The organism is Anaerolineae bacterium (assembly GCA_013178015.1).
GTDB lineage: Bacteria > Chloroflexota > Anaerolineae > DRVO01 > DRVO01 > Ch71.
In genome coordinates, this window is record JABLXR010000006.1 from 32,805 (window position 1) to 58,779 (window position 25,975).

The following is a 25,975-nucleotide window of genomic DNA, read 5'->3' on the forward strand; positions in this document are numbered from 1 at the left end:
GCGTTGGAGGATCCGATGGTATCGCTGACCGGCTCACTGCCGAAAGTACTGACCGACCACCAAATCGCCAGCATGCACCAGGCCGCACTGGACGTGATCGAGCACGTCGGCCTGGCAGTATCCCATCCCCACTTGTTGGCCGCGCTTGCCGGCCAGAGTGGCGTAGACATCCGCGAAGGCCGCGTGTACGTGTGCGCCCCATTGGTGGACGACATCGTCACCGAGACATGCCGGCGAGCCCGGGCGAATGCCCCGTCGGACGGGCAGGGCGTTCGCATCTTCACCACCGGCCACGCCAGCCACATCTTGGATCCATACAGCAGGACGATGCGAGAGATCACCACCGCCGATCTGGAAGAGGCCGCCCGGTTGGCAGAAGCGCTCTGCGGCAGAGGAGTGCTGGGCGGGGCCCCCGGGTTCCCCTCCGACACCCCACCTCATCTCAGGCAGATTAAGCAGTTCAAGATCACCCTGGAGAACTGCCGCTCCCGCGGCCATCCCGGGCCGGACCTGATCCCCGAGGCAGAGCTTATCCGCGAGATGTGCCGCGTCGTCGGTGCCGACTTCCACACCGGCGTTCACGTCATCAGCCCCCTGAGGCTCGAGGGCAACGAACTCGACATCGCCATGCACTTCGCGGCCGACGGCCTCTCCGTGCCGGTCGGCACCATGCCCACTGCGGGCGTCACTGCGCCGATACGGCTGCCAGCGCTGTTCGTGCAGGCCATGGCAGAAGCCATTGGCGGCTGCGCCATCCTCCGGCTCGCGGGCCTGGAGCACGCCAGCTTCTGGGTGAACGCCTACCCGGCCGACATGCGCTCCCTCAATCTGGTCTACGGCAGCCCCGAGCACATCCTCTGCGACCTGATGCAGTTAGCCATCAATGGCTGGTACGGGCTCGCCACAGCCGCCAAGGGCCTGATAACCATGGCAAAGGAGCCCGACATGCAGGCCGCCACCGACGGAGCCATGCATACTGCAGCCCTCATGCTCGCCGGGGCCACCACCATCTCGGGCGCTGGCGCCCTGTCTCACGACGAGGCCTACAGCCCAGAGAAGCTGATGATTGACTGCGAGATCGTCGAGTACGTCCAGCGACTGCTGCGAGGGTTCCCGTTCGAGCTCAGCCCCGCCCTGGAGGAGGAGATCGCTCAGGGCATTGCAGCGGGCGGCTTCGCCGGACTAGAATCCACCGTCAGGTCTTACAGGGATGTCTACTGGCTGCCCAGGCTCTTCACTCACGATCTGCTTGGGCAGTGGCAGCGCGAGGGCGCCCCATCCCTCCGGGATCGGGCGCGCGCCGCCATGGAAGAGGCCGTCAGGGGGTATGACTACGCCCTGCCGGCCGAGCAACAGAGCGAGTTGGACCGCATCTACACCTGGGCCGAGGCCCATCTCATGTCTCGAGTGCAGCAGTAGCATCACAGGAGCGCGATAGTGCCAGCGAAGAAGATCGTGTGCTTAGGAGCAGGAAGCCGCTACTTCCTCGGGGCTCTGCCCGACATCCTGGTGTGCGAGCCCCTGGCGGAGAGCGAGATCACCCTCTATGACATTGATCAGGACAAGGTGCGGCTGCTACAGGCCCAAGCTACCTTGTGGGCCGATGCTGCCGGCACCGGCATGCAAGTGCGCGCCTGTGACGACCTGGCCGATGCCGTAGACGGAGCCGACTTCGCCGTCTCTTCCATCGGCGGCTCCGGCGTCTCCGGTAGGGGCATCGCCAGCACGAGCTTCCACATGCATGATATCGTCATTCCGGCTCAGTATGGCATCTACCAAATCGTGGGCGACACCGCCGGCCCGGCCGGCATGATGATGGCGCTGCGGAGCATACCGGCGTACATCACCATCTGCCGGGAGATGGAGCGTCGCTGCCCCGAAGTCATCTTCCTCCAGCACTCGAACCCGATGGCCGCCGTCTGCCGGGCCGTGAGCAAGTACACCTCCATCACTATCGTCGGCATCTGCCACGGGGTGCAGAACGGGATCAGGAGCCTGGCGCAGCTTCTGGCCACCGAGCCTGAGGAGCTTGAGGTGGTGTGGATCGGGACCAACCACTACCACTGGTTCACCAGCATCCGACACCAGGGGCGTGATGTCTACGACGCGGTGCGCCGACTCCTGGCCGAGCGAGGCGCTCCTTCCGGTGGCATCATGACTCAGAAGCTCTCTGACATCTACGGGTACCAGATCGTGTATCCCCACGATGATCACATCATCGAGTTCTACCCCTTCCTGGCCCAGGTGCGTTCCGAGGCCGAGATGCCCTACGGTCTCAGCCTGCGGCTCGGGGGTTTCACGCTGGAGGAGGCGAGGCGGGCTTTATCAGTTCAGATGAGTGATGAAGAGCATCGGTCGCAGCGCCAGGCCGATCTGGGCGACTATGCCCATGACCTGGCCGGGGTCACCCTGCCACCGGCCCCCACTAGTCCCTTACGGGGCGAGGGGCTAGGGCAGCTCATAAGCAGCATCGCCGCCGGCTCTCGCAATGTCTTCATCGTGAACGTGCCCAATCAGGGCGCAGTGATCAACCTCCCGGCCTACGCCATTCTCGAGCTCGAGGGCGTCACCGACTCCACCGGCGTGCGCCCCATCGTCGTGGGAGAGGCGCCCATGCCCCTGATGGGCCTACTGCAGAAGCGCATCGCGTGGCAGGAGATGGTGGTGGATGCGGCGGTGAAGGGGGATCGAGGCCTCGCTCTGCAGGCGCTGCTGCTCGACGAGATGGCCATTCCGCCGGAGAAGGCCGAGGCTATGCTGGACCAGTTGCTCCAGGCCTCCAGACCCATGTTGCCCGCCTTCTTCGCCTGACCGCTGGGCAGTAACACGGAGCAGAAGACGAGGTCAACAGCACCAACATGCAGACGGGCTACTACGTCCATGGATACGCCCCGGCCGAAGGCGAAAGGCTCCACGACCAGGCCGCGACCCTGGCCCAACTCCTCCACCACGACACCCTGTTCCGGCCTCCGGGGCTGGTGCTGGAGGCCGGCTGCGGCACCGGCGAGCAGACCGTGATAGTGGCGCCGCAGAACCCGGAGTGCTCCTTTGTGTCCATTGACATCAGCGGAGACTCGCTGGCGGCGGCCGAGAGGAGCGCCCGCCGGCATGGCCTCTCCAACGTGCGCTTCCAGCGCGCCGATGTGTTCCACCTCCCCTTCACCCCTGACTCATTCGACCACGTCTTCGTCTGCTTCCTCCTAGAGCACCTCGCCGACCCCACCGCGGCCCTCTACTCACTGAAGCGCGTCCTCAAGCCGGCCGGGACAATGACCGTCATCGAGGGGGATCACGGCTCCGCCTACTACTACCCCCGCAGCTCGGCAGCCCAGGCGACCATACAGTGCCTCGTTGACGTTCAGGCATCGCTGGGCGGCAATGCGCTCATCGGTCGGGAGCTATACCCTCTGCTCACGTCGGTCGGCTTTCGGGACTGCCGGGTCACTCCCAGAGTGGTGTACGCCGACGGGAGCCGACCGGAGATGGCCGAGGGGTTCACCAAGAGGACATTCACGGCGATGGTGGAAGGGATCAGGGATCAGGCCCTCAGCCGCGGCCTTATCGGCGAGGCCGAATGGGACACGGGCATCGCCGACCTCTACCGGACTGCCGAGCCGGACGGCACCTTCAGCTATACCTTCTTCAAGGCAGTGGCGCGCAAACCGTAACGCCCGCCCGGGGCCTCGTCCGGGGCATTGCCACCACGTCTGTGGCCCCGAACTCTTCGACATGGCTTGGCACCAGCAGGAAGGTGACCGCCGCTTCTTCACCCGAAGAGGTACCGCGGGACCCGCTCCAGATACTCCTCGTACCTGGCGCCGTAGGCCAACCGGCACACTTCTTCCTCCAGAAGGATCTGGTAGTGATAGGAGCCCACCAGCAGCGCCACCAGGACCAGCGGTGGCACCGCGGCCGTGGCGAGCGCCCTGCCTGTGAAGACGCCCACCAGCCCCAGCCACTGCGGATTCCTGGAACAACGGTAGAGACCCTCGGTGGCGATGCCGTCCGTGCGGGCGCGCCTGAAGTTGGCCAGCGCCAGCACCACCACGCCGTAGCCGACCACGTAGAGGGCCGCGCCCAGGTAGAAGAGGGCCGTACCCGGGCGAAGCGGCATCACCAGAGATAGCAGCACGAAGGCGATCGTCGCCGCCATGAAGCGGGCGAAAGGCCTCGCAGTCGTGTCTAGCACCGGTGTCATGCGTTGCTTGACGCCGCTCGACTGCCACTGCATCATGCCGGCATCGTGCCCACACGCAGAGCTCCCTGCCTGCGCTGCGGATGGCTGTTGGAGTCAAGTTGGACACAGGGATGACAAGAGGTACCATGAAGTGTTCGTTTGGACGGGGCCGCGCGCTGTCGCTTCTGCTGGCGTTCCTGGTCGGCGCGTTGCTCCTGCCAGCATGCAGCCCGTCAGTAGCGGCCTCGATCCAGGGGGCTCCGTGGCTCGATCCTCATCGAGGGGCGCAAGGGTTCGAGAAGCACGGCTGTGATCTCTGTCATACCGTCGTCGAGGATGACTCCACTGCCGCCATCTCGCTTGCCGACCTGCCCGAACGGCGGTTTCTCGCCGTCGGCGCGCCCAACACCCCGGAGAACGTGATCCGCTTCATCCAGGATCCCAAGAGCGTCCATCCCTCGGCCACCATGCCTAAGCTCAACGTTCCCGAGGCAGAGGCCTTGGACATCGCCGTCTACCTGTACAACCTGTCTCGCGCGGAGATCGCCCCGGCCGCGCCCACCGTCACCATCTCTCCCCAGAGCGGCCCCCCGGGCACGCAGGTATCGGTCCAGGCCACTGGCCTTCCACCCGAGACGGCCACCAGAGTGGGCGTGGCCAGGGCTGGCGGCAGCTTTGAGGCCAGCGTCATGGCGCTGACGGACGCCCGAGGTATGGCCATCGCCTCGGTAGCCGTTCCGGTGGGCGCCTTGGCAGGCGAGAAGTGGGTGGTGCAGGTGCGGAGCATGGCGGACGAGGCAGTGGAAGTCCAGTCCGCTGTATTCAGGGTCACTAGCGACCTGCCAGCCCGGCCTGTCGTTCGCCTCTCGCCCGGCTTTGGACCTCCCGGCACGGAGGTACGGGTAGAGGGCAAGGGCCTCCCGCCCGATGCCACAGTCGAGGTGGGATTCGGCAACCTCGACTCGCCGCCCACCATCGTCCGCTCGGTGCGGTCTGATGCCGAAGGTGGTTTCTCTCTCACCCTCCAGGTGCCCCAATCGGCTCGACCGGGGCAGGCGTGGGTGGCCATCGTCACCGCCACCGGCGACGTGGAGGCCGCTTCGCCCGACTTCCTGGTCACCCAGCCAGCGGGCGACACCACCATATACGTGGTCCAGGCAGGCGATACCCTGGGCAGCATTGCCCGTCGCTTCGGCATCACCGTGGCCAACATCCTGGAGGCTAACCCCGAGATCGGCGATCCCGACCGGATCAGCGTCGGACAGGCTCTGCGCCTGCCCCGAGCAGAAGCGGCCGGCGACGAACTGCTCCTGCCCGACCTGCAGCCCCTGCCGGCCGGCGAGCTGACCGTCGCGTCGGACCCCCAGAGCGGTACTCGCCAGATTCGCTACAGCACCACCATCGTCAATATCGGCCACGGCCCGCTGGCCCTCTTGGGCCAGTACAACCCCGCTGTGGGCCAGACGCAAGTGAGCCAGATCATCGAAACCGCAGACGGAGCTGCCGTCAGCAGGACGGCGGGGTACTTCGTCCATCATCCCGAGCATGGCCACTGGCACTACGAAGACTTCAACGTGGTGGAGCTCTGGTCCTACCGGGCCGACGGGTCGCTGCAGGATCTGGTGACCACGACGGGCAAGACCACCTTCTGCATATCCGACATGACTCGCATGGCGTCTCCGCCACCCGGCGCCTCGGCGGAGCCTCAGTTCACCGAATGCGGCCAGAGCCTGCAGGGAATCTCCGTCGGCTGGGAGGACACGTACGGGCCCGAGTTGCCCGGGCAGCACCTGGATATCACCGGCGTCCCTGACGGCCGATACGCCATCCGCATCGTCGTCAATCCCGACGGCCTTATCAGCGAGACCAATACAGCCAACAATGTCTCCGTCCGCCACATCGAAATCCAGGGGGACAGCATACGGCCAATCCCTGCCCCCTGAGCCCTTGCCGCGCGGGCTGCTTCGGGGCATATTTCCTCACGCCGCACCGCTCCCGGGGGCAGTGCCTCCTCCAGCGACAGTGCCGAGGGTGCCCAGCTGCGACCTTCAGCCGCCGGCCCTGGGGACGTCTCCCGGGCGATGGAGGCTGCGGCCCCTCCCGAGCGGCACAGCGGAGCGCGGCCCTGGGGCCAGCCGAACCGCGACACTGAGGCCAGTGCGCATGCAAATCTGCCAAGGGGGAGAGCATGAAGGCGTACATAATGACGGACATGGAAGGGGTGGCAGGGGTGATCAGCAGCCCGGAGTATGGCAGCCCTGAAGGGCGCTACTACCAGATCGGTCGGGAGTTGACCACTCTCGAGGTGAACGCCGCCATCGAGGGCTGTCTGGAGGCGGGCGCGACTGACATCCTGGTAGTGGACGGCCACGGGCCCGGTGCCATAGACATCCGGCTGCTTCATCCGGCCGCCCGCCTCCTCGCGGGAAGGCCTGTAGGGTACCCCTTTGGCTGCTCCGAGGAGTTCGACGTCGCCCTCAACATAGGCCAGCATGCTAAGTCCAACACCGACGGCGGCCACTTGAGCCATACCGGCTCCTTCGCGGTGGAGGAGCTGACCATCAACGGGGTGAGCCTGGGCGAGCTAGGCAAGAACATGCTCTTCGCCGCTTACTTCGGTGTGCCCACCGTCACAGTGACCGGCGACCGGGCAGTGTGTGAAGAGGCCCGAGCTCTGGTGCCCGGCATCGAAACAGCCGCGGTGAAGGAGGGGTTGAAGCGCGGTCCGGCCGCCGGCCTTACGGCGGAGGAGAACCAGCTTCACAACGGGGCCGCCATCCACCTGAGCCTGGAGGCTGCCCGCTCCAGGGTGAAGGAGGCAGCCCGACGGGGCCTGGAGCGACGGGGGGAGATAGGCCGGTTCTGGCTGGAGCCCCCTTACGAAATGGTGACCACTACCCGGCCGGCCAACGGGCGGTCGGGGCGGACCGTCGTGGTGCGTGCGAACGACCTGCTGGAGCTGCTGACCAAACCTAGTTGACCGCTCCGGCGGGCCAGGGCTTGACAGGGACGCAGGGAGAGCGAGGCCCGATCCCGGGTGCCGGCGGCGGCGTTGCCCATGGCCACAGTGCGCGTAGGTGCGGCGTTGCCCGCGACCTGCAGGAAATGCCCAATGCCGGCGATCCACCGCCGCCGCCGCAGCAGATCGGGCTTCGGATTGCGGAGTTGGTCCGGAAGGACTTCGGCCGCCTTAGCACCCCGAGCGCGCGGCCACGTGCACTGACCGTGGCCGCGCGCAGCCTGCCATTGACGCTCCTGTCGCCTCGCAGCAGAATCTCCCCATCCCCATCACCAAGGGAGAGCAGCCATGTCCAACCTGCATGCCGGCTTCGGCCGGGCTGACATTACCCCGCGACTGGGCTGTCGCCTCATGGGCTACAGCAACCGCCAGGGCGTTGCCACCGGGGTGCACGACCCTCTCCTCGCTCGTGCCCTGGTCCTGGAGCACGATGGCCAGCGCCATGCCCTCATCGCGTGTGAGCTACTCTACACCAGCGAGCCCACTACCCAGGCCGTGCGCCAGGCCGTCGAGCGCCGTCTGGGCATCCCCCCCGACAACGTCTTCATCGCCGCCATCCACACCCACTCCGGCCCCGACGACCGCGAGGCTGATAACTGGGAGCGTCCCCTGGCCGAGATCATCACCGATGCCGTGGAGGAGGCCGCTGGTCGCCTGCAGCCAGCCCGCGTAGGCGGTGGTTTCGGGGTGCTCTACAGCTACTCCATCAACCGCCGTTGGATCGACCGCCCCGTGGACCCGGCAGTCGGCGTCATCCGGGTGGACGATGCCGAGGGCCGGCCTCTCGGCTTGGTCTGCAATTTCGCTTGCCACGGCGTGGTACTGGGCTCGGACAACCTGCTCATCAGCGCCGACTGGCCAGGCCAGGCTTGCCGCTACCTCCAGGTGGGGGGCTTCGGCGAGGTCATGTACTTCCAGAGCGGCTGCGGTGAGGTGAACCCGCTGGTGGCAGGCGTCCGTGCCCGCCTGGAGAGCGGCCATCCCGTGGTCGCCATCGGCAACATCGCCTCCTGGTATGGTAACCGAGATGACCCGGAGGCCTGGAACATTGGCGACCGCAGGGGCGGGACCTTCGGGGAGGTGGACGAGCTGGCCGCCGCCTTCGCCCGCGAGGCCGCCCACGTGGCGCGTACCATCCAGACCCATGACGTGGAGAGGGTGTGGTCGCGGCGCCTCATCGTGGACGCGGCCCGCTCGCCCGATGAGCCGGTGATGCCGGTGGAGACGACCAGGCAGATGCCCTCTCTGCTGGACGACCAAGGACGCATCCTCTCCGAGGTCATGCTCTTCCGGATGGACGGCACCCTGCTGGTGGGCCAGCCGGGAGAGGTATTCTCCGAGACGGCGGCGCGGCTGCGCACTCGACTGCGCCTGATGGGCTACCATACGCCTCTGCTGGTGAGCTACGCCAATGGCTCCATCGGCTACCTACCCGAGCCGGAGGCCTTCGACGAGGGCGGTTACGAGCCCACCTCGCCTACCCTGCGGGGCGTGAGTCGCTACTACCAGCAACGCGTCTGGGAGGCAGTCCGGGCAGCGTTGTGAAGATAGGCCACGGAGGCACGGAGAGGGAGCGGGATTCGACGCCCATTGGCGTCGTCGCCCATTCCCGTAACCCTGCTGCAGTGCTCGGCGTCCTCTGCGGTTGTACCTCTCAGCCTTTGAGGCCGGTCAGGGTGATGCCCTGGACGATGTACTTCTGGCCTAGGAGGAAGATGAGGAACGTGGGCAGGAAGCCGGTGACGGCGCCGGCCATGTCCAGCCCCGCGTCTCCGCCCGAGCGGGCCACCGTGCCCAGGCCCACAGTGAGGGTCCGCATGTCGGCCTTGGAAGTGACCAGCAGCGGATACAGGAAGTCGTTCCAGTTGCCCATGAAGCGCAACACCGCCAGAGTAGCCATAGCCGGCTTGAGCTGGGGCAGCAGCACCTTGTAGTACGTCTGCCAGAGGCCAGCCCCGTCCACCGTGGCCGCATCGTCGTAGTCCCTGGGGATGCTGAGGTACTGCTGGCGCATCAGGAAGGTACCGAAGATGGAGGCGAACCAGGGCCCGATCAGGGCGGTGTAGGTGTTTACCAGCTTCAGACGGGAGAGCACCACGAACTGGGGAACGATCAGGGCGGTAGACGGCATCATCAGGATGCCAAGGAACAAGGTGAAGAGGACAGTCTTGCCCAAGAAGGTGCCTCGGGCGAAGGCGTAGCCCGCCATGGTGGAAGTGATGACTCCGCCCAGGGTGGACACCGTGGCCACGAACATACTGTTCCCCAGCCAGCGGAGGGCCATGGTCTTGCTGTACAGCGTCTGGAAGTTCTCTAGCGTAATTGGGTCCGGTATGAGGTCTATGGGGAAGGTAATGAAGCGGATGTTCTGGGTGAGCGATACGGAGAGCATGACCACGAACGGGCCCACCGTAGTAACCGCCACCAGTATCATGAAGACGTACGTGACCAGCACCGATGGTAGCCCTCGCACCGTCCTCGGGCTCAGCATGCCGGCTATCCGGTGATCTCCCCCATAGCGTGGGGAAGGGAAAGCGTCGCCTGCCAACCCGGCCTCCTAGTAGACTTCCTCGCCGAACCGCAGGTACCGGCCCTGGATGAAAGTGATGACCAGAATCATCAGGAAGAGGACTATGGATATGGTGGAGCTGTAGCCGAACCTGCCGAAGTTGAACGCCTGCTGATAGATGTGGTAGACGACCGTAGTGGTGGCGTAGACGGGCCCGCCGCCGGTCATTATGTAGATGGAGCCGAACACCTGCAGGGCGCCGATGGTGGAGATGACCACGATGAAGGCTGCTGTGGGCCTCAGCATGGGGATGGTGACGTGCCGGTGCAGCTTCCAGCCGGAGGCTCCGTCCACGTAGGCGGCGTCGTAAAGCTCGGACGGGATGCCCTGCAAGCCGGCTAACCAGATGACCATGAAGTAGCCGAAGGTCTCCCAGAGGGCGATGCCAGCCAGGCTAGGCAGGGCCTGGGTGACGCTGAGCAGAAAGGGCTGGGGCGCGATGCCCAGCAAGCCCAGCAAGTAGTTGACGGGCCCGTCCGCCCGGGGAGATAGGAACCGGCGGAAGATCAGGCTAAGCACAGCAATCGAGGTCACGTTAGGCAGGAAGTACGCTGCTCGAAAGAGCTTGACTCCGACCAACTTGCGGTTGACCAAGATAGCCACGAATAGCGAGACGGCCAGCACGGCTGGCACGTACATGAGCAGATAGGCGAAGGTGTTCGTCAGCGCTCGCCGCAGTAGCTGGTCCTGCACCAGCGTGACATAGTTGGACAATCCGACGAACTCGTTCCTGCTCAGAAGGTCGGTGTCGCGCAGGCTGATCTCGATCATCGAGATCCAAGGCACCAGGTTGAACACGGCGAACACGACCGCGTTCACCAGTATGAATGGGTACCAGGCAACGGAGTGCCTTAGGTACCTGAGCGTCCGATGCCCCTGCGTCGTCCGAGCTCCGACCGCCGGCGTTGTCCCTGCCCTCATGAATCGCGCCACCTCACGCGGGTACAGACTTGGCTGTCTGCACCTGCCTGTCTATGACCTGAGCCTCGCCCAGGTGCCCCCATCCGGTCCCGCCGCCGGACGCCGGGACGTGCCGCCATCCGAAGCAGATCCTGAGCGGCACGTCCTAGACGGCTCTTAGGGCTGACCTAACCCATCTTCTCCCGCAGAGTCTGGTTCAGTTCCGCCTCGCAGGCAGCAAGTGCCTCCTCTACCGTCGCCTGTCCTAGAACGGCAGCCTGGAAGTGAGGGGCGCAGATCACCTTGCTTTCCTGCCACAGGGTGACGGTGTCGCGGTCGCTGAACAGATAGGGGGAGAAGCGGGCTACGTGCTCCAGCACGCACGGGTCAGCCTGCCAGGCTTCCTTGGCCTTATTGCCCACCGGGGTGGTTCCGGCCAGGCTGCAGTACCACCCGATGTTCTCCGGCCGAATCATCCACTTGACCCAGATCAGAGCGGCCTCCTGGTTCTTGGAAGCCTTAGTGATGGCCCAGCCCTGCCCAGACACCAGCCCGGAAATGAGGTCGTGATCCTTGTTCATCCGCCGCGGGTGCCCGATCACGTACTGCAACTCCGGGTTCGAGTTGGTGTCCCGCCAGCAGGCAGCGTCCTCCCTCCGTGCGGTGACCTGCTCCAGGGAGAGCCAGTAGTCCGGCAAGCCCTCGGAAGCCTCCACGTTGCCGACGGCATACTCCAGGGGCACCCACCCGTTCTGGTACTCGGTCACCCACCGGGTGAGAGCATCCACTCCGGGCTGCTCGGCGATGGTGGACCGGGTACCATCCTCGGAGAAGACCGTCCCGCCGGCCTCATGGATTGTGCAGAGCCACTCTGCCCAGTCCATGGTGCTCAGGTGCTCGACGTACCAGTTCTTGGCTTTCGCCTTCTCCGCCAGGGCGTAGACGTCGTCCCATGTCTCGATGACGGTGGTCTCGGGATCGTAGCCTAACTCGGCCAGCAGGGCCCCGTTGTAGCCAAAGCCGTTGACCTCAGCATCGGTGAGGGGCATGTAGAGCTTGCCCTCGAAGGAGGCCGCGGCGATCTCCGCCTCGGTGTAGTCGGCGATGTCCTCAGGGGTGAGCAGGTCGGACAGCGGCAGAATTACGTCCTTCTCGATGTAGGCCGGCACGGTGTCGGTCGTGGCAAACCAGATATCCGGCGGTTCCCCGGCGGCAGCAGCGGCGTAGAGCTTCTCTCGGCGCGCTCCCCAGGGCTGCACATCAATGTGGGGCGTTATCCCCGGGTACTCCTCCACGAACTTCTCCATCATGGGCTTGTAGACCATGTCGGCGTCGTTCTCGGTTCGGGGGTAGGTCCAGATCTCCAAGGTGGCCTGGATCTCGGCAGCACCCCCTACCGAGGTGGCCTCGACAGTCTCAGCCCCCGGGGCGGGCCCTGCAGGCGCGGGGGTAGCCCCGGCACACGCCGCGAGGCCCGAAGAACCCGCGGCCCCCAAGCCGGCGACCAGTAATCCTCTCAGGACTTCTCGGCGACTCAGGCGCTTCATCGGTATGCCCTCCTCTCACTAGGTCACGGTGTAAGACGATAGGAAGCCGATGCCATGCAGAGACCCATGGGCAGGTTCATTGTACCGAGCCGGCCGCCGCCCATCAAGGCACGCCGGGAATCAGCTACAGATACAGGGAGACACACTGAAGCAAATGGTGGCAAGCGCCGAGGGCATGGGCGTATGAGCCGTACCCGGCGTCCACCCTAGACAAGCCACTCTGCGTCTTCCCTTGCCTCCGTGACTGCGTGCCTAGTGCCCTGCTACAATGACCCACCCGCTCGAGGAGGACGTCACCATGCCCGACTGGGCACGCTATCTGGAAGCCAACCGTCCGCGGTTCTTGCAGGACCTCTCTGAACTCCTGCGCATCCCCAGCATCTCCGCTCTGCCCGAGTACGCGCCCGACGTCCAGCGCGCCGCCGAGTGGGTGGCCGGCCACTTGCGCTCCATCGGCATAGAGGATGCTCAGGTCATGCCCACCGGTGGCCACCCCATCGTCTTCGGCTCCTGGCTAGGCGCCCCCGGCAAGCCCACTGCCCTCATCTACGGCCACTTCGACGTCCAGCCGGTGGACCCCCTGGACCAATGGACCAGTCCGCCCTTCGAGCCCACCGTCCGCGACGGCCGCCTCTACGCCCGCGGCGCCTCCGACAACAAGGGCAACTTCATGGCCGCCCTGGTGGGAGTAGAAGCGCTGCTGCAGGCCGAGGGAAGACTGCCCATCAACGTCAAGTTCCTGCTGGAAGGCCAAGAGGAGGTGGGCAGCCCGCAACTGCATGGGTTCATTCCGGCGCACCGTGACCTGCTAGCCTGCGACTTCGCCCTCAACGCCGACAGCGGCCAGTGGAGCGAGACCGAACCCTCGCTAGCCATGGGGGTGCGGGGCATCTGTCTGCTGGAGATGACGGTGCGCGGGCCCAAGAGCGACCTGCACTCGGGCGGCTTCGGCGGCGCCGTACAGAACCCGCTGCACGCCCTAGCCGAGATCATCGCCGGACTGCACGCACCGGACGGTAGCATCGCTGTGGAGGGCTTCTACGACGATGTGGCCGTGCTGACGCCCGAAGAGCGGAACGCCATCTCCTCCGTGCCCTACGACGAAGAGGAATTCAAGGCCCAGGCCGGGGTGGAGGAGCTCTGGGGCGAGGCGGGCTATACTACCCTCGAGCGCCTCTGGGTACGGCCGACCCTGGAGGTCAACGGCATGTGGGGCGGGTTCCAAGGCCAGGGCTTCAAGACCGTCCTGCCCGCCGAGGCCCACGCCAAGGTCAGCTGCCGCCTAGTACCCGACCAGGATCCGCAGCGGGCTCTGGCGGCGCTGGTGAGACACCTCCAGGCCCATGTGCCCCCCGGCGTGCAACTGGAGCTTCGTCCTCGGCCGGCCAACACTCGGCCCTACTCCGTGCCCGCCGACCACCCCGCCAACCAGGCGGTGCGCGACGTGCTGGTGGCGCTGTACGGCCGGGAGCCCTACCGCACCCGGGCGGGCGGCTCCGTGCCCGTGCTCGGGATCATGCTGGAGCACCTGGGCATCTACTCCATAGGGTTCGGGTTCGCTTTGCACGACGAGCGGGCCCACGCGCCCAATGAGTTCTTCCGGCTGTCCAGCTTCGAGCGGGGCCAGGAGGGATGGTGCCGGCTGCTGGAGCGGCTGGCGCAGTAGCACATCGAAGGCGATGCGCCGGACGGAATCGCTTGCTCAGTGGGTGGTGTGGAGCCTCCGCCCGACCCTCGCGCGCGCAAGGAGAACCCACGCTCATGGAGACGGAGAGGCTTCTGACCCGAAGCTTCGTCCCGGATGGCTGGCATGCCCCGCGGGAGTTGAGCATGCAGAAGGAAGCCTCCGAGTACCCCCTCCACGACCACCAGTGGCCCACTTCTGACGAGGCGATCCGAGGAACCACCCGGTGGTTCGCCCGTATGGATGCAGGAGGGAAGGTGTCCAGAGAAGAGATGTTCCTGCCGTTCGACGACGAGAAGATGGACGCGTACCGCAAGGAAGCCCGGGCCCGCTGGGGCACAACGTGGAAGAAGGCTGTGCTCAGGACGCCCGCTTCACCGGCTTCTAGAAGAACGTTCGGCCGGGCCTGGCCGTGTTCATGCCCGACGCCCTGAGCGTCTACCGCAAGCGCAAAACCGCCGAATCCTGACCCGAGGGATGGCCCCTCCACAAGCGCAGGAGGGGCCGTCCCCCCTAGCCCAAGCTACGGAAGGCGCAAGGCACAAAGATCCGCGCCATTCCGATGTAGATGTGGAACGTCTGGTGCTCCGTCTCCGCGGTGTCGGGGTAGCCGTAGGCCATCCACACCTCCACGGTAGCGGTGCCCCGCGCCCCGGCGGCGGGCGTGAACGTGAGCGTGCCGTTGTTATCCACGTCGGGCCAGGCGCTGAACAGACTCTTCTGACCCGTCGTCACCATGAAAGCCCAGTCTACGCCCGGCGGGGTCGAGATCTCCGTGGCCCAACCGGGGATCGTCTGGGGCCCCGCGTCCACCGGCACGTACTGATCCGGCCCGGCGGTGAAGGCCATCACCTTGGTGCCGTCCCAGCCCTGCCAGTCTCCGGTAGAACCATAGCGCCACCGGCCGCTGAAAGACCCACAGTCAGCGGCCATGGTGAACTCGATGTCGCCGGCGCTGTCCGGGGGCAGGTAGTCCGGCGCCTCTGACCAGGTGCCGGAAAGCAAGGTGCCGGTGACGGTGCCATCGATTCGGCCGCCATTGTACGTGTATGTGCCGGTGACGTGGTCGCCGGCCTGGGCGAGTACCATGGTGCCGTAGGTGGTGTCCCAGGTGCCGCTCCAGGTGCAGGTAGCATTGGCAACGATGGTTGGCTGCGACTGAGCCGTGACCGAAGGCCCCACGACGGCAAGAGCTGACGCAATTGCCACAAGAACTGCGAATCCGAGCCAGCGAGGTCGCATCTTCACCCTCCGAATGTCAGACTGGTTACCGAGGAGCCCGCCCCTCGTCAGATCCTCGACGAGTTCACGGGCTGTCCTGCTCCACCTGCCAGACTTCGCTGGCGCCGGGCGGCGCCAGCAGGTCGTTGAGCTTCAGCTTGGACTCGTCGACGCTTGCTTCATGAACCTCGTCCTGAGATGACGCCTCCTGGGCGCTCAGGCTTTCGAATTCCATCTCCATGACCGCCACGTCGAACGGGCCGACGTTGACGCCGGGACTGAGGATGCGCACTAGTGGTTGTACCGTCTTCATGAGCGCAATCGCCTCGGCTGGGCCGCCCTTCCTCAGCATGAACCCTCTTCGGTTGATGATCAAGGTCGGCCTCGTCGAGACGCTCCGCCCACCGGCGCCGAACCCGAACAGCCGGCTAAACGGCCATGGCGAGCAGCGCTTCTAGCCTCTAGGTGCCCGGGCACCAGCTCCCGCCTCGTCGCATGTCACCTCCAAGAGCTCCAGGGTCGTGCGGATGCCAGTAACCTACCCGCAGCCGTGCACGTCCACCGTTCAGCAGACCGTCTGCGGGCCGCTCTTGACGCTGTGGCCCTTGATGCGGACGGTCCAGATTCTGGCCGCCAGGGTCCCGCCCATGGCCGTCCGCTCGAACACGCTCACCGAGGAGATGCTGTTGGTTGCCGTGCCGCCGGACGGGTTGATCAGGTACAGGTCGATGTCCCCGTGCTCCTCGGCCTGCCCCCTCCGGCCACCACAACGCTGCCTGCAGGTCGCGCCGGCCGCCGCCTACGTTGATCTTGATGTCCACCACCGCGTTCTGTGTCAGGCTGACCTTCCCCCACCAGGCGTGGCCGCAGGCGGGCATCTGAAACTGCCCCACCCCGGCATCGTTGTTGAATAGAGCGTAGACGACGGGGCCCGAAAGGATCAGGGTGACAGGCGCGGCATCGGTGAAGTCCGTCGAAAGGACCATCGAGGGCTGCAGCGGCTCGCCGTTGGGACCGACGAAGTAGCCGCGGACCGCGAAGGCATACGGGGGCGAGGGACCGATCACATCCAGGTACGTCAGGAGAAACGGGCGGCTAGGGTCGGCGAAATCGCCGGCCACCGATACCCTTTCGCCCTCCCCGAAGTCCTGCACCGATCCCAGCAGCGCCCCGGCGGTGCTCACCAACTGCAGTTTCACTTCCTGCCGCGTATGGTAGGGCACGGCGTAGGCGAGAGCGGCCGGGCTATAGGCCACGTCGGCTAGCCACTGGTACGTGGTCAGAGGTCCGATACCGAATGTGCCCTCCAACAGGTCGCCGCCAACTCCGTCCGCGCTCACCCTCTGCCCCAGGATCTGGTTCAGGGTGGCGGAGCGCTCGAAGACCACCAGGAAGCCCTGCGCGCCTGCGGCGTCCACGCGGGGCGAGAGATCCTGGTCGTACGTGCCGGTGATCTTGAACACCCGGGGGGAGCCGGCGCCGTCGCCGTTGACGCGCGCCGCTATGATGTCGGTATCGGTGGGGGTGTACTCGTAGGCCCAGACAACCAGGAACTGGTCGCTGGCGGCGTTGTAGGCGATGTCAGGCCCATATCCCATCGACAAGCCCTCGCTGCCGCTCCCCAGCATCCGGCCATCCTCGCTCAAGAAGCGGTAGCGCAGGGAGTTGTCGCTATCGCTCCAGACTACCAGGCACACCCGACGGCCCGGGTTGCAGGCAGCCGCCACCTCTCCGCCCCATATCGTGTCGTCGATGCGGAAGGGCAGCCCGATGAAGGGCGCAGCGGCAGCGCTTTTCGGGAAGAGCAGCACGGCTAGCAGGACGAGGAGAAGACCCCATCTGGCGCTACGCATGGCACCCACCTCCGGGCACGACGACCCGCGTCAGTGGTGCGGGCTGGGGCCCGCTGGGCGGCCAGGGCGCGGCGTGGCGGCAAGGGCACAAGCACTGTGGAAGGAGACTGCCCTCCGTGCGGGCCGGCGTCGCGCCATAGCCGGCCGCCACGGGTCAACGCCCTTCCATGGTAGAGAGGGCATAGAAACTGGTCAAGTGACGGCATAGACTCAGCCAGAATGTTACCGAGGGGTCATCCAGAACAGGAGCGGATGACGATCGAGGAGCGCCCCAACTACCTACGGACTCAGCTCCGCCGCCACCAGCAACCCGACCGGAGGGGCAAGGGGAGGCTTCTGGGCCAGATGGAGGCGGTGACCGGGCGGCACCGAAAGAGCCCGCTGCAGCTGCTGCGAGAGAAGCCGTGTCGAAAGCAGCGGGCCAGACAGCGAGGTCCCAGCTGCAATGAGGAGGTGTGTCGGGCATTGCTGGTGGCGGCGGACAGCCTAGACTGGCCGTGTCCCGAGCGGCTCACCCCTGGACTGCAATGGCTCCCTCGCCAGCTTACCGAGTAGGGGGAGCTGGACTGCGGCCGGATGGTCCTGGACCAGCTGGAACAGATGAGTGTCTCCACAGTCAGGCGCATCCTGAGCCAGCTCCCCTGGGATTCCTGGAAGCTGCCTCGAAGGCGCCCCCGGCCCAACCCGGTGGCTGGCCAAAGGCCGGTGCACCGCATCCCCTGGGGCATGGGTCGGGCCGGCCATGTGGAGGTAGATCTGGTCCGCCACGGGGGGAGAAGCGCCCAGTGACACTACTTCCACACCGTGCAGATGGTGGATGTGGCCTCGGGATGGAGTGAGCGCCAGGTGGTGGCGTGAAGGAGCCATGCTGTCGTGGAAGTCACTTTCTAGCGCATCCTGGGACGTCTCCCTTGCGAGCTGGCCCAGGTCCACTGCGACAATGGGCCCGGGTTTCCCATCCACGACCTGCTGCGCTTCTGCAGCCAAGTTCGCCATCCCCCCAGCCTCGGCCGCAGTCGGCCCTACCGCAAGGACGACAACCCTTTCGTGGAGCAAAGCACCTTCACCCCCGTGCGGGCCCGGGTGCGGTATGCCTGCCTGGGCTGTGCTGGGCCAGGCCCTGACTCTGGCCCGGGCCTACCGGCTCTTGGGTCCCTGCCACGACCTCTTCCAGCCGGCCATGCGTCTGGGAGAGAGGACCTGCATCCGAGAGCCGGGTCAGCGCCCTCGGGTCAGACGACGCTACGACCGCGCCGCCACCCCCTTTGACCGGCTCAATGGGCTGGGGCCGCTCACACCCGAGCGCCAGGCCGAAGAGGAATCCATACGGTTCCGAGGCGCGAGATGGCAGGCTGGCGCTCGGCATGACCGAGTAGGCCAAAGCAGTCGCCAGCTGCGGCTCCATCATTATTCTGCCCAGGCGCGCCGGGGCGTCCATCTTCCGCGTACTGGGACTTGACCCTGACGTTACGTCATAGTGTACCCTGTGAGATGGAGGTGGATGGTGTACACCGTCAAGACAGTGGCAGACCTGGCGGGCGTGACCGTCCGCGCCCTGCATCACTATGACCGCATCGGCCTGCTTCAGCCGGAGTCGGTGAGTCCAGCCGGCTATCGGCTCTACTCCGACGCCGACCTGGAGCAACTACAGCAGATACTGTTCTTCCGGGAGTTGGGCTTCGGCCTCAAAGACATCCAGGCCATCCTGCACAGCCCTCGCTTCGATCGGCGGGAGGCTCTCCTGGAGCACCGCAAGCTGCTGCTGGAGAAGAAGGCCCGGCTGGAGCGGCTGATCCACTCCGTGGAGCAGACCATTGCCGCGATGGATGGAGCAGGAGCGGTGTCCAGAGAAGAGATGTTCCTGCCGTTTGACGACGAGAAGATGGACGAGTACCGCAAGGAAGCCCGGGCCCGGTGGGGCAGCGTGGTAGATGAATCCTACGAGGGGCTGGCCAAGCTCACCAGGGAGGAGCAGTCCGCCCTCTGGGCCGAGGCCCAGGCTATCACCCTGGGAATGGCAGACCTCGTGGGCCGTGACCCGGCTGACACCGAGGTACAGGCCCTGGTGGATCGCTGGTACCGGCTGATGAACCAGAACTTCTGGTCCTGCTCGGTAGAAGCCTTCCGCAACCTGGGGGAGATGTACGTCCAGGATGGCCGCTTCTCCCAGTTCTATGACCGGGTGAAGCCCGGCCTGGCGCAATTCATGAGAGACGCCATGCGGGCATACTGCGACGATACGGCCTCCCGGGCCTAGGCAGCGGCTGGGGCTGCGAACGCACCAGCCTGCGGCCGCGGGCGGGGCAACCATCGGGTGCCCCGCCCGCATGTGTGCGGCACCGCTGCTGGAGTCGGAGTAGCCCGCAGGGCCCCCCGGCGCCGGTCAGTCGGCGACTACGTCTCCCCAATCGTCCCACCGCTCGGCTGCCATCTGCGCTTCCAGCGCTTCCTGCGCGGACCGGTCGCCCACGTAGCGCTGCCACAGCTCCTCGGCCAGGGCATTGGCATCGCAACGCACTCCCTGAGCGGCGAAGTACTGGCACACCCGGGTTACGTCGCGGTCAAAGATGAAACGGGCCCTGCGGTTGCCGGTGCTGCTGGTCACCTGGGGCCAGTCAATGACAGCGATAGCGCCCTCCCAATAGAGCAGGTTGTAGGCGGAAAGGTCGCCGTGGATCACGCCGTGGTTCAGCATGATCTCCAGGTTGCGCTGTACTTCGGTGAAGAGGGGCCCGGCCTCGCCCGGCCCCAGGTCCACCTCGTTCAGCGTCGGAGCGGCTACGTCCTCGTCACCCACATAGGCCATGAGCACGGCGTTTTCGCCGGCGGCGAACGGCCGAGGAACAGCGGCCCCAGCCCGGTACAGCCGGCTCATGACGTTGTGTTCATGCATGAGCCAGGAGGTGTGGGCCACCTGCACGCCGAAGGCTGTCTTCTTGCCTAGAGCGCGCATGATGCGGTGGTCGGTCTTCTTCACCGGCCGACCGTCGGCGGTCAGGATCTCCCGACCCTCGCGGTACATCTTGTCGTTACGCAGGTTGCGGAACCTGCGAGGCCGGTAGACCTTGGCCGCCAAGAGCTCTTCGCCCGTGGAAGGATGGGCCCGGCAGCGATAGACGCTGGCCTCTTTGCCTCCCTTCACCATGGCCAGCACGTCGGTTATGTAGTCCTGTTCGAAGAAGGCCCGAAGCGAGTCCAACAGCCAGCCGGCCTCGTAGCGGGACGGCTGGTAGGTTATGTTGAACCCGCCCTCGAGGGCGCCGGGCTCCGCGATCTCCGCCAGGAGCTCCCGATCGGTCTTCCTGGGCCGGTGGCCGCCCCTCAGCTTGAGGTGCCGCCTCTCAACCTGGGCCGCGGGATCGTATAGGGCTTCGTAGTACTCGAGTTCGTCCTCATACTCGAAATGGTTCTGCAACGGGATCTCCCTCAGTAGTAGTGCGGCAGGCAGCAGTCTAGACGTGGGCCGCCCGCAAAGGGCACGGACGTCGGGAGACGGGGGCATGGCGGGGAGGCGCCGAGCGCACGCGGCCCACAGGCGAATGCCTCCGCTCCCACTCTGAAGTATGGGCGGGGTACGCCTGAGGCCGTGCTGCTTGGATGGGAAAGGCTAGAAGACGGGGCCTATCGCTCCGCGCCGCAGGCAGGCGTACCCGAAGCCACCGAGGCTGCGTGGTTTATCTGTGTCATAGCTGTACGCCTCCCTATGTGCTGCGATTGCGAGGTAGAGTGTAGCCGGACTGCCCTGGCCAGGCAAGTGTAGCCTCTCACGATCAGGAGGACGAGCCTTCTAGGGAATCCGCGCCCCCAGCATCTGGACGGAGACGTCTGGTGCCGGGGTCCCTTCGCGCATGGGCGCGCGAACTCCTCGGGGGCTTGCCCAGTTCCGGCCCCGGGAAGGAGGCGAAGCCGCGCCTTCGGCACACTGAGAGACTCCGCCAGCCTGCTAAGCCGGGACTGGCTTGCCGCGGCCCATCGCTCCACGAACGGGTGGGCACGCTGCCGTGGCCAGCTCTCCCCATCCTGTACTCGTTCAGGCAAGTGCCATTCACGCCCAGGGAATCCATTCCCGGTTGGCTTCCATCAGGTCCTCCAGCAGGGCCTTAGCCACCTCCCAGGAAGGCACCATGGGGTGTGCCAGGAGCGCCTGCAGCGCCACCCGGCGGCTTCCCTCCACGGCCGCCTGTACCGTCAGGCTCTCGTAAGCCTTCACCGCCTGAATGAGCCCTCGGATGGGCAGAGGTATCACCCCCATCCTCAACGGCCGCGGCCCGCGCGAATCCACTAGGCAGGGCACTTCCACGGAAGCGTCATCAGGCAGGCCGTCCAGCGACCCCTGGTTGAGCACCTGAACGATCTGCCGCGTGCTCCGGTTGTGGTGGATGGCCAGCATGGCGGTGTAAGCCATGTCCGAGTACCCGCCGCCGCCCCGTTGCCGCAGCAGATCGGGCTTCTCCGCCAGGCGCGGGTCGGCGTACTGGCGCAGCAGCTCGCCCTCGATCTCCCTCACCACCTCCCCGCGGGTGCGGTGCCCGGGCTCTCTGGCCTGCTCCACCAGCCGCGGCTGATGGTAGTAGTAGGCCAGGTAGCTGCAAGGTATCGCGCCCAGGGTGCGGATCAGCTCCGGGTCCAGCCGCCAGTGGTCAGCCACTGCCTCCACGGCTCGCTCGGTGACGTCCCGCCCGTCCACCCACACCCGGGTGACGTAGCCCAGGTGGTTGAGCCCCAGCCAGTCCACCGCTGCCCGCTCCGGCTCCACCCCCATCAGTTGCAGCACCGCCGCGATCCAGCCGTCGGGGCCGGAGCACAAGCCCACGAACCGCACTCGGCTGTGCTTGCCCAGCGCCTCGGCCATGATGCCGCTGGGGTTGGTGTAGTTGATGAGCCAGGCGTCGGGGCAGTACCGCTCCATGTCCTGGGCCAGGCTCAGCACCACCGGGATGGTCCGCAGCGCCTTCATCATCCCGCCGGGCCCGGTGGTCTCCTGACCCAACACCCCGTGCCTGAGGGGCACGCGCTCGTCCCGGATGCGCGCCTCCATGCCGCCCACCCGGATCACGCTGTTGACGTAGGCTGCCCCCTCCAGAGCTTCCCCCCGGTCGGCAGTAGTAGTGGTGACCTGCACCGGAAGCCCCGCCCTGGCCAGCATGCGCCGGCTCAGACCGGCCACAATCTCCAGGCGCTGCTCGTTTATGTCGAGCAGAGACAGCTCCGTCACCGGGAACTGCTCGTACTGCGCGATCAGCCCGTCCACCAGCTCGGGCGTATAGGAGCTACCGCCCCCGAATACCACCATCTTCACCGGTGTCATCTCCTCTGCTTGAGGGTGCCCGATCGGGCAGCGTCGTCGAGAGTAGGCCAGGCACCCGAGGTATCGAACAGCTCCGGCCCCGGACAAGTCTGGGCCAAATGGGCATACATCGCCTCGGTCACACTGATGCCCAGGGCGTCATAGGCCAGCAGCACCGCGCCTACCGCCGGTTCCACCGTCAGGACCACCAGGCGGGCTCGCGGCGCCACCCGGTGCACCACTTGAGCCACGGTGTCCACGAGCAGGGGGCCGCGCCCCTTGAACACCCCGCCCGAGAGCACTAGGTCGAACTCCAGGTCCTGCATGCCGAACCGGCGGATTATGGCGACGGCATACTCGGCCAGAGCTCGACCTTGCTTCTCGATGATGTCCGCGGCCACAGCGTCGCCGGCGTAGGCCGCCTCGAAGACCAGCGGGCAAAGCGAATTGATCCGGCCCCGGTCCACCTCGTGCGCGACCAAGGCCCGCAACATGGCCTCCACACTGGAGTAGCCCAGCTTCTCCAGCGCCGGAGCGGTGATGGCCGTCTCCGGCCCCCGGCCATCGTCCTGGCGCAGCATGGCCTCGATGGCCTCCCGCCCCACGTCCGACCCCCCGCCGTAGGTAGCGTAGTAGCCGAAGGCCCACTCGCGGCCATCGGGGGCAATGGCGGCGGTGTTGGTGCCGGTGCCCGCCGCGATCACCACCCCATACGGGCGCCGGGTGCCTGCCCGCAGCCCGGCGAAGGCGTCGTTCTTCACCACCAGGTCGCGGGCGATGCCGGTGGTGCGGAGGTAGTCCTCCCGGCGAGTGTGATCCTCCGGCCAGTCGGCACCGGCGAGGCATAGGGCCGCCATGGCGATGCGATCGCCGGTGACGCCGGCCTGCTGGAGCGCCTCCCTCACGGCAGCCACCACCACCGACATAGGCTTTTCTACATCGGGGCCGCTCCAGTTGCTGTTGCCCGACCGGCCTGCTCCCAAGATGCGGCCGGCGCCGTCCGCCACCAAGGCGATGGTCTTGCTGGTCCCCCCGTCCACTCCCACCACGTACACGGGGCTGCGCCTGGCGCTCAAGCCACTGTGCCTCCTCCGTTCGCTCACGCCGGTCCCTTCCAGAGCCGATCCCACAGCGGGCCGGGCGGCGTCGTTACGGCCAGGCCGGGACCACGACGCCCAGCACGGGAAAGGCCAGGCGACCGCCCTGCGACAGGCTTCGATCCGGCGTGTTGCTTCATTATAGGCGGGCGACGACCGCCCCTCAACCGGTCTTCCCGCCAGACTCCTTGGAGTGCGTCACAAGTTGGGGGCCGATGGCAGGAAGCACAGAGGGTCTCCTGCGCTATGCCCGGCGGAGCATCTTTCTGCGGAGTGAACCATCTCGGCTCGCGAACGGGCAGGCCCTCCGCTGGCGCCCTGAACGACGTACCCACCGCCTATCCTCGTGGGGGCAGGCCACCGTGCGCCCTGGACGGACGCGGCGGTCCGTCCCAACACCACGCCGTCCCGGCAGGGGCAGGCCACCGTGGGCCCAGACCCTTGGACTTGCCTCCGGCTCGGGGTACACCGGACCCTTCGTTGTCCTGTCGCCTATCTCGATCATGACGGTATAATGTCCTGTGTGGTTGAGAGAATCACGGGAAGCGCCGACGGCTGGGAGGACATGGATACCATCCTGCTGGAAGACATCGGGTTCGAGGTGGACCTGGAGGCTCTGTATAGCCGGCTGCGGCTGAAGCCGGGCAGCGGCTACGTCGATGCCGTGCGCCAACTAGCGCTCGAGGGACAGGCACTGGCCCGCCCCAAGGCGGTCTATGGCATGGCCAGCGTGGGGGCTAGAGGCGACGACTGGGTGGAGATCGAAGGCATCGGCTTCGCCAGCCGGGTGCTCCGCGTCAATCTGGACCGGGCCTATCGGGTGTTCCCTTACGTGGCCACCTGCGGCACCGAGCTGGAGGAGTGGGCCAACTCCAAGGACGACCTGCTGGAGCGCTTTTGGGCCGAGGCCCTGCAAGAGCAGGCCCTCTCCCTAGCACGCCGAGCCCTGAGTGAGGACGTCCAGGAGCGATTCCATCCCGGATCGGTCTCCCGGATGAGCCCGGGATCGCTGGACGATTGGCCCCTGGAGCAGCAGGCGCCTCTCTTCGCCCTCCTCGGCGACGTCCAGTCCGCGGTGGGGGTACGGCTGACGGAGAGCTTTCTCATGCTGCCCGCCAAGTCCGTGTCAGGCATCCTCTTTCCCACCGAGGAGAGCTTCGAGAACTGCATGCTGTGCCCGCGAGAGGGGTGTCCCGGTCGGCGGGCACCTTACACCCAGGAGTTGTACGATCGGTACAGGTTATAGGGAGTAGGTTGCAGGGAACAGGGGATAGGGAACAGGTTACAGCCAGGGGAAGTAGTGGCGAGAGTACGGCTCGTGCACGCCACGTCCCCCCGGTGCAAGTGACTTACACCCTGTGCCCTGTCACCTGTAACCTATCCCCTGCAGTTGAGGGAGTTGGACATGGCCGAGCGCGAGGAACCGCCCCTGTCGTCCCACGAGTTGCTGCAATGCCCGGTGTGTGGCGAGTTGCTGCGCGCCGAGGGCGAGCACCTCTACACCTTCTGCCACTACTGCGAGACGGCCCTCAAGCTCGCCCGAGGTCGTTCGGGGCGACCGATGGCCTCACCGGCGGCAGTCCGGCTCCCGACTGAGGAAGAAGAACTGCGGCGGGCCTACGAGCAGAGCTGGAACGAGCTGGCTTCGCTCCTGAGAGAGCGCGAGGAGCTGCGGCACCGAGCGGAGCGCGCCAAGTCGGTTCACGAGACGAGGTGGGACCGCTGGCTGGCAGGCGCCGGCACCATAGCGGCCGTCCTGTTCCTGATAGTGGCCGCGTACCGGGGCGATGAGGCCTTCATCCTGGCGGCAGTGGCGGCATACCTGCTCGGCAGGGGAGCCTTCTACGTCATACGAGGGATTGCCGAGACCCGTAAGGAGACCGTGGCGCGGCAGTATCGGCCCCAGCTGGAGGAGCTGGCCAGACGCACTCGGGAGTTGGAGGTCCACATGGAGGAACTGGAAGAGCGGCTGGCCATGGCGGCAGGATACCAGGACGAAGGCTAGCGCCGCGCCTTTCCTGCTAACCGGGGCCGATCAGGGGTGACTGCAGATGGATTATCACCACCGTCCTTGCCACCCGATCGTGCAGAGTCTGCCGACGGGGGTGGCGTAGCATCACTAGGAAACCCGTCCCCAAGAGCAGCAGCGATAGTAGCTTGGCCAAGTAGCGCAGGGTGGCGCGGCCGAATCCGATCCTCTGGCCCTGCATGTCCGTCACCAGAATGCCCACGGCAGTCTTGCCGATGGTGCCCTGGCTCTCCGAGCTCTCGAAGCCGGCGAAGTACAACCAGCTCATGGTCAGGTAGACGATCGGCAGGATCACGCTCAGGTACTCACTGGCGAAGTAGCGTTCCAGGGAGGCGGGCGCCGCCAGGAGAAAGGGCGACAGCAAGAGAGCTAGCACGAAACTGGCGAAGACGATGAGCACTACGTCTATCACCGCCGCGATCGCTCGGCGCCAGAAGCCGGCATAGATAAGGCCGAGATACGGCGACAGATAAGGGCAATACTCCAACGCACCTCCCGTCGGCTCGCAGCGATGCTCAACACCCTCAGCTCGATTGTCGGTGCCGGAGGCGCTGCAGGCAACCCTCGGCGTAACAGCTCAGAATCCGGGGGG

At 66.1% G+C, this 25,975-nt stretch carries 23 protein-coding genes; 12 read left to right on the top strand and 11 right to left on the bottom strand.

Annotated features, from left to right (window positions below; all coding sequences use genetic code 11):
• The first annotated feature begins 15 nt into the window (after positions 1 to 15).
• From HPY83_03060 to HPY83_03070, 3 genes are read left to right on the top strand one after another with little or no spacing between them, the layout of a single operon-like run.
• Positions 16 to 1,419 (top strand): hypothetical protein, encoded by a 1,404-nt coding sequence (locus HPY83_03060; GenBank protein NPV06928.1) that lies wholly within the window; start codon positions 16 to 18, stop codon positions 1,417 to 1,419.
• Positions 1,420 to 1,437: 18 nt separating this feature from the next.
• Positions 1,438 to 2,811 carry a hypothetical protein gene (locus tag HPY83_03065; GenBank protein ID NPV06929.1) on the top strand — a complete coding sequence of 458 codons (1,374 nt, stop codon included), beginning with the start codon at positions 1,438 to 1,440 and terminating at the stop codon, positions 2,809 to 2,811.
• A gap of 47 nt (positions 2,812 to 2,858) precedes the next feature.
• Positions 2,859 to 3,668, top strand: coding sequence for a methyltransferase domain-containing protein (locus tag HPY83_03070; protein NPV06930.1), 810 nt, complete (start codon positions 2,859 to 2,861; stop codon positions 3,666 to 3,668).
• A gap of 98 nt (positions 3,669 to 3,766) precedes the next feature.
• Here the strand turns inward: HPY83_03070 and HPY83_03075 are convergent, their stop codons facing one another.
• Positions 3,767 to 4,231, bottom strand: a complete 465-nt coding sequence (locus HPY83_03075) for a hypothetical protein (protein NPV06931.1) — start codon at positions 4,229 to 4,231, stop codon at positions 3,767 to 3,769.
• 92 nt (positions 4,232 to 4,323) lie between these two features.
• Here HPY83_03075 and HPY83_03080 point away from each other — a divergent pair, with 92 nt between their 5' ends.
• The 3 genes from HPY83_03080 (at position 4,324) to HPY83_03090 (ending at position 8,741) form a co-directional block, all read left to right on the top strand.
• A complete protein-coding gene (locus tag HPY83_03080) occupies positions 4,324 to 6,120 on the top strand; it encodes a LysM peptidoglycan-binding domain-containing protein (protein ID NPV06932.1) in 1,797 nt (598 codons plus the stop codon).
• A gap of 245 nt (positions 6,121 to 6,365) precedes the next feature.
• Positions 6,366 to 7,157, top strand: a complete 792-nt coding sequence (locus HPY83_03085) for an aminopeptidase (GenBank protein NPV06933.1) — start codon at positions 6,366 to 6,368, stop codon at positions 7,155 to 7,157.
• 327 nt (positions 7,158 to 7,484) lie between these two features.
• Positions 7,485 to 8,741 carry a hypothetical protein gene (locus tag HPY83_03090; GenBank protein NPV06934.1) on the top strand — a complete coding sequence of 419 codons (1,257 nt, stop codon included), beginning with the start codon at positions 7,485 to 7,487 and terminating at the stop codon, positions 8,739 to 8,741.
• Positions 8,742 to 8,850: 109 nt separating this feature from the next.
• Here the strand turns inward: HPY83_03090 and HPY83_03095 are convergent, their stop codons facing one another.
• The 3 genes from HPY83_03095 to HPY83_03105 form a co-directional block, all read right to left on the bottom strand.
• A complete protein-coding gene (locus HPY83_03095) occupies positions 8,851 to 9,744 on the bottom strand; it encodes a carbohydrate ABC transporter permease (GenBank protein ID NPV06935.1) in 894 nt (297 codons plus the stop codon).
• A gap of 9 nt (positions 9,745 to 9,753) precedes the next feature.
• A complete protein-coding gene (locus HPY83_03100) occupies positions 9,754 to 10,686 on the bottom strand; it encodes a sugar ABC transporter permease (protein NPV06936.1) in 933 nt (310 codons plus the stop codon).
• A gap of 167 nt (positions 10,687 to 10,853) precedes the next feature.
• On the bottom strand, positions 10,854 to 12,212 hold the full coding sequence (locus HPY83_03105; GenBank protein ID NPV06937.1) for an extracellular solute-binding protein: 1,359 nt from the start codon (positions 12,210 to 12,212) through the stop codon (positions 10,854 to 10,856).
• A gap of 298 nt (positions 12,213 to 12,510) precedes the next feature.
• Between HPY83_03105 and HPY83_03110 the strand changes: the two genes are divergently transcribed.
• Positions 12,511 to 13,878: a dipeptidase gene (locus HPY83_03110; protein ID NPV06938.1), complete on the top strand. Its 1,368-nt coding sequence runs from the start codon at positions 12,511 to 12,513 to the stop codon at positions 13,876 to 13,878.
• 95 nt (positions 13,879 to 13,973) lie between these two features.
• Complete coding sequence (locus HPY83_03115) at positions 13,974 to 14,330, top strand: hypothetical protein (protein NPV06939.1); 357 nt, start codon at positions 13,974 to 13,976, stop codon at positions 14,328 to 14,330.
• 79 nt (positions 14,331 to 14,409) lie between these two features.
• Here HPY83_03115 and HPY83_03120 read toward each other — a convergent pair whose 3' ends face one another.
• From HPY83_03120 to HPY83_03130, 3 genes are all read right to left on the bottom strand, one after another.
• On the bottom strand, positions 14,410 to 15,138 hold the full coding sequence (locus HPY83_03120) for a hypothetical protein (protein ID NPV06940.1): 729 nt from the start codon (positions 15,136 to 15,138) through the stop codon (positions 14,410 to 14,412).
• Positions 15,139 to 15,202: 64 nt separating this feature from the next.
• Entirely contained in the window at positions 15,203 to 15,469 is a 267-nt protein-coding gene (locus HPY83_03125) for a hypothetical protein (protein ID NPV06941.1), read from the bottom strand.
• 109 nt (positions 15,470 to 15,578) lie between these two features.
• Positions 15,579 to 16,970 carry a hypothetical protein gene (locus tag HPY83_03130; GenBank protein ID NPV06942.1) on the bottom strand — a complete coding sequence of 464 codons (1,392 nt, stop codon included), beginning with the start codon at positions 16,968 to 16,970 and terminating at the stop codon, positions 15,579 to 15,581.
• 252 nt (positions 16,971 to 17,222) lie between these two features.
• On the opposite strand from HPY83_03130, the gene HPY83_03135 reads away from it, so the two are divergent.
• Both HPY83_03135 and HPY83_03140 read left to right on the top strand, forming a co-directional pair.
• On the top strand, positions 17,223 to 17,525 hold the full coding sequence (locus tag HPY83_03135; GenBank protein NPV06943.1) for a hypothetical protein: 303 nt from the start codon (positions 17,223 to 17,225) through the stop codon (positions 17,523 to 17,525).
• A 946-nt stretch (positions 17,526 to 18,471) separates the two neighbouring features.
• Complete coding sequence (locus HPY83_03140; protein NPV06944.1) at positions 18,472 to 19,227, top strand: MerR family transcriptional regulator; 756 nt, start codon at positions 18,472 to 18,474, stop codon at positions 19,225 to 19,227.
• Positions 19,228 to 19,353: 126 nt separating this feature from the next.
• Here HPY83_03140 and HPY83_03145 read toward each other — a convergent pair whose 3' ends face one another.
• From HPY83_03145 to HPY83_03155, 3 genes are all read right to left on the bottom strand, one after another.
• Complete coding sequence (locus HPY83_03145) at positions 19,354 to 20,385, bottom strand: hypothetical protein (protein NPV06945.1); 1,032 nt, start codon at positions 20,383 to 20,385, stop codon at positions 19,354 to 19,356.
• Between the two features lie 630 nt (positions 20,386 to 21,015).
• A complete protein-coding gene (locus tag HPY83_03150; GenBank protein NPV06946.1) occupies positions 21,016 to 22,278 on the bottom strand; it encodes a 6-phospho-beta-glucosidase in 1,263 nt (420 codons plus the stop codon).
• Entirely contained in the window at positions 22,275 to 23,333 is a 1,059-nt protein-coding gene (locus tag HPY83_03155; GenBank protein NPV06947.1) for an ATPase, read from the bottom strand. Before HPY83_03155 ends, HPY83_03150 begins: the two co-directional genes overlap by 4 nt.
• A 544-nt stretch (positions 23,334 to 23,877) precedes the next feature.
• Between HPY83_03155 and HPY83_03160 the strand changes: the two genes are divergently transcribed.
• Together HPY83_03160 and HPY83_03165 are read left to right on the top strand one after the other, a co-directional pair.
• Complete coding sequence (locus HPY83_03160; GenBank protein ID NPV06948.1) at positions 23,878 to 24,600, top strand: vitamin B12 dependent methionine synthase; 723 nt, start codon at positions 23,878 to 23,880, stop codon at positions 24,598 to 24,600.
• Between the two features lie 159 nt (positions 24,601 to 24,759).
• Positions 24,760 to 25,359, top strand: a complete 600-nt coding sequence (locus tag HPY83_03165; GenBank protein ID NPV06949.1) for a hypothetical protein — start codon at positions 24,760 to 24,762, stop codon at positions 25,357 to 25,359.
• Between the two features lie 16 nt (positions 25,360 to 25,375).
• On the opposite strand, the gene HPY83_03170 is transcribed toward HPY83_03165, so the two are convergent.
• Positions 25,376 to 25,870: an RDD family protein gene (locus tag HPY83_03170; protein NPV06950.1), complete on the bottom strand. Its 495-nt coding sequence runs from the start codon at positions 25,868 to 25,870 to the stop codon at positions 25,376 to 25,378.
• Between the last annotated feature and the right edge of the window lie 105 nt (positions 25,871 to 25,975).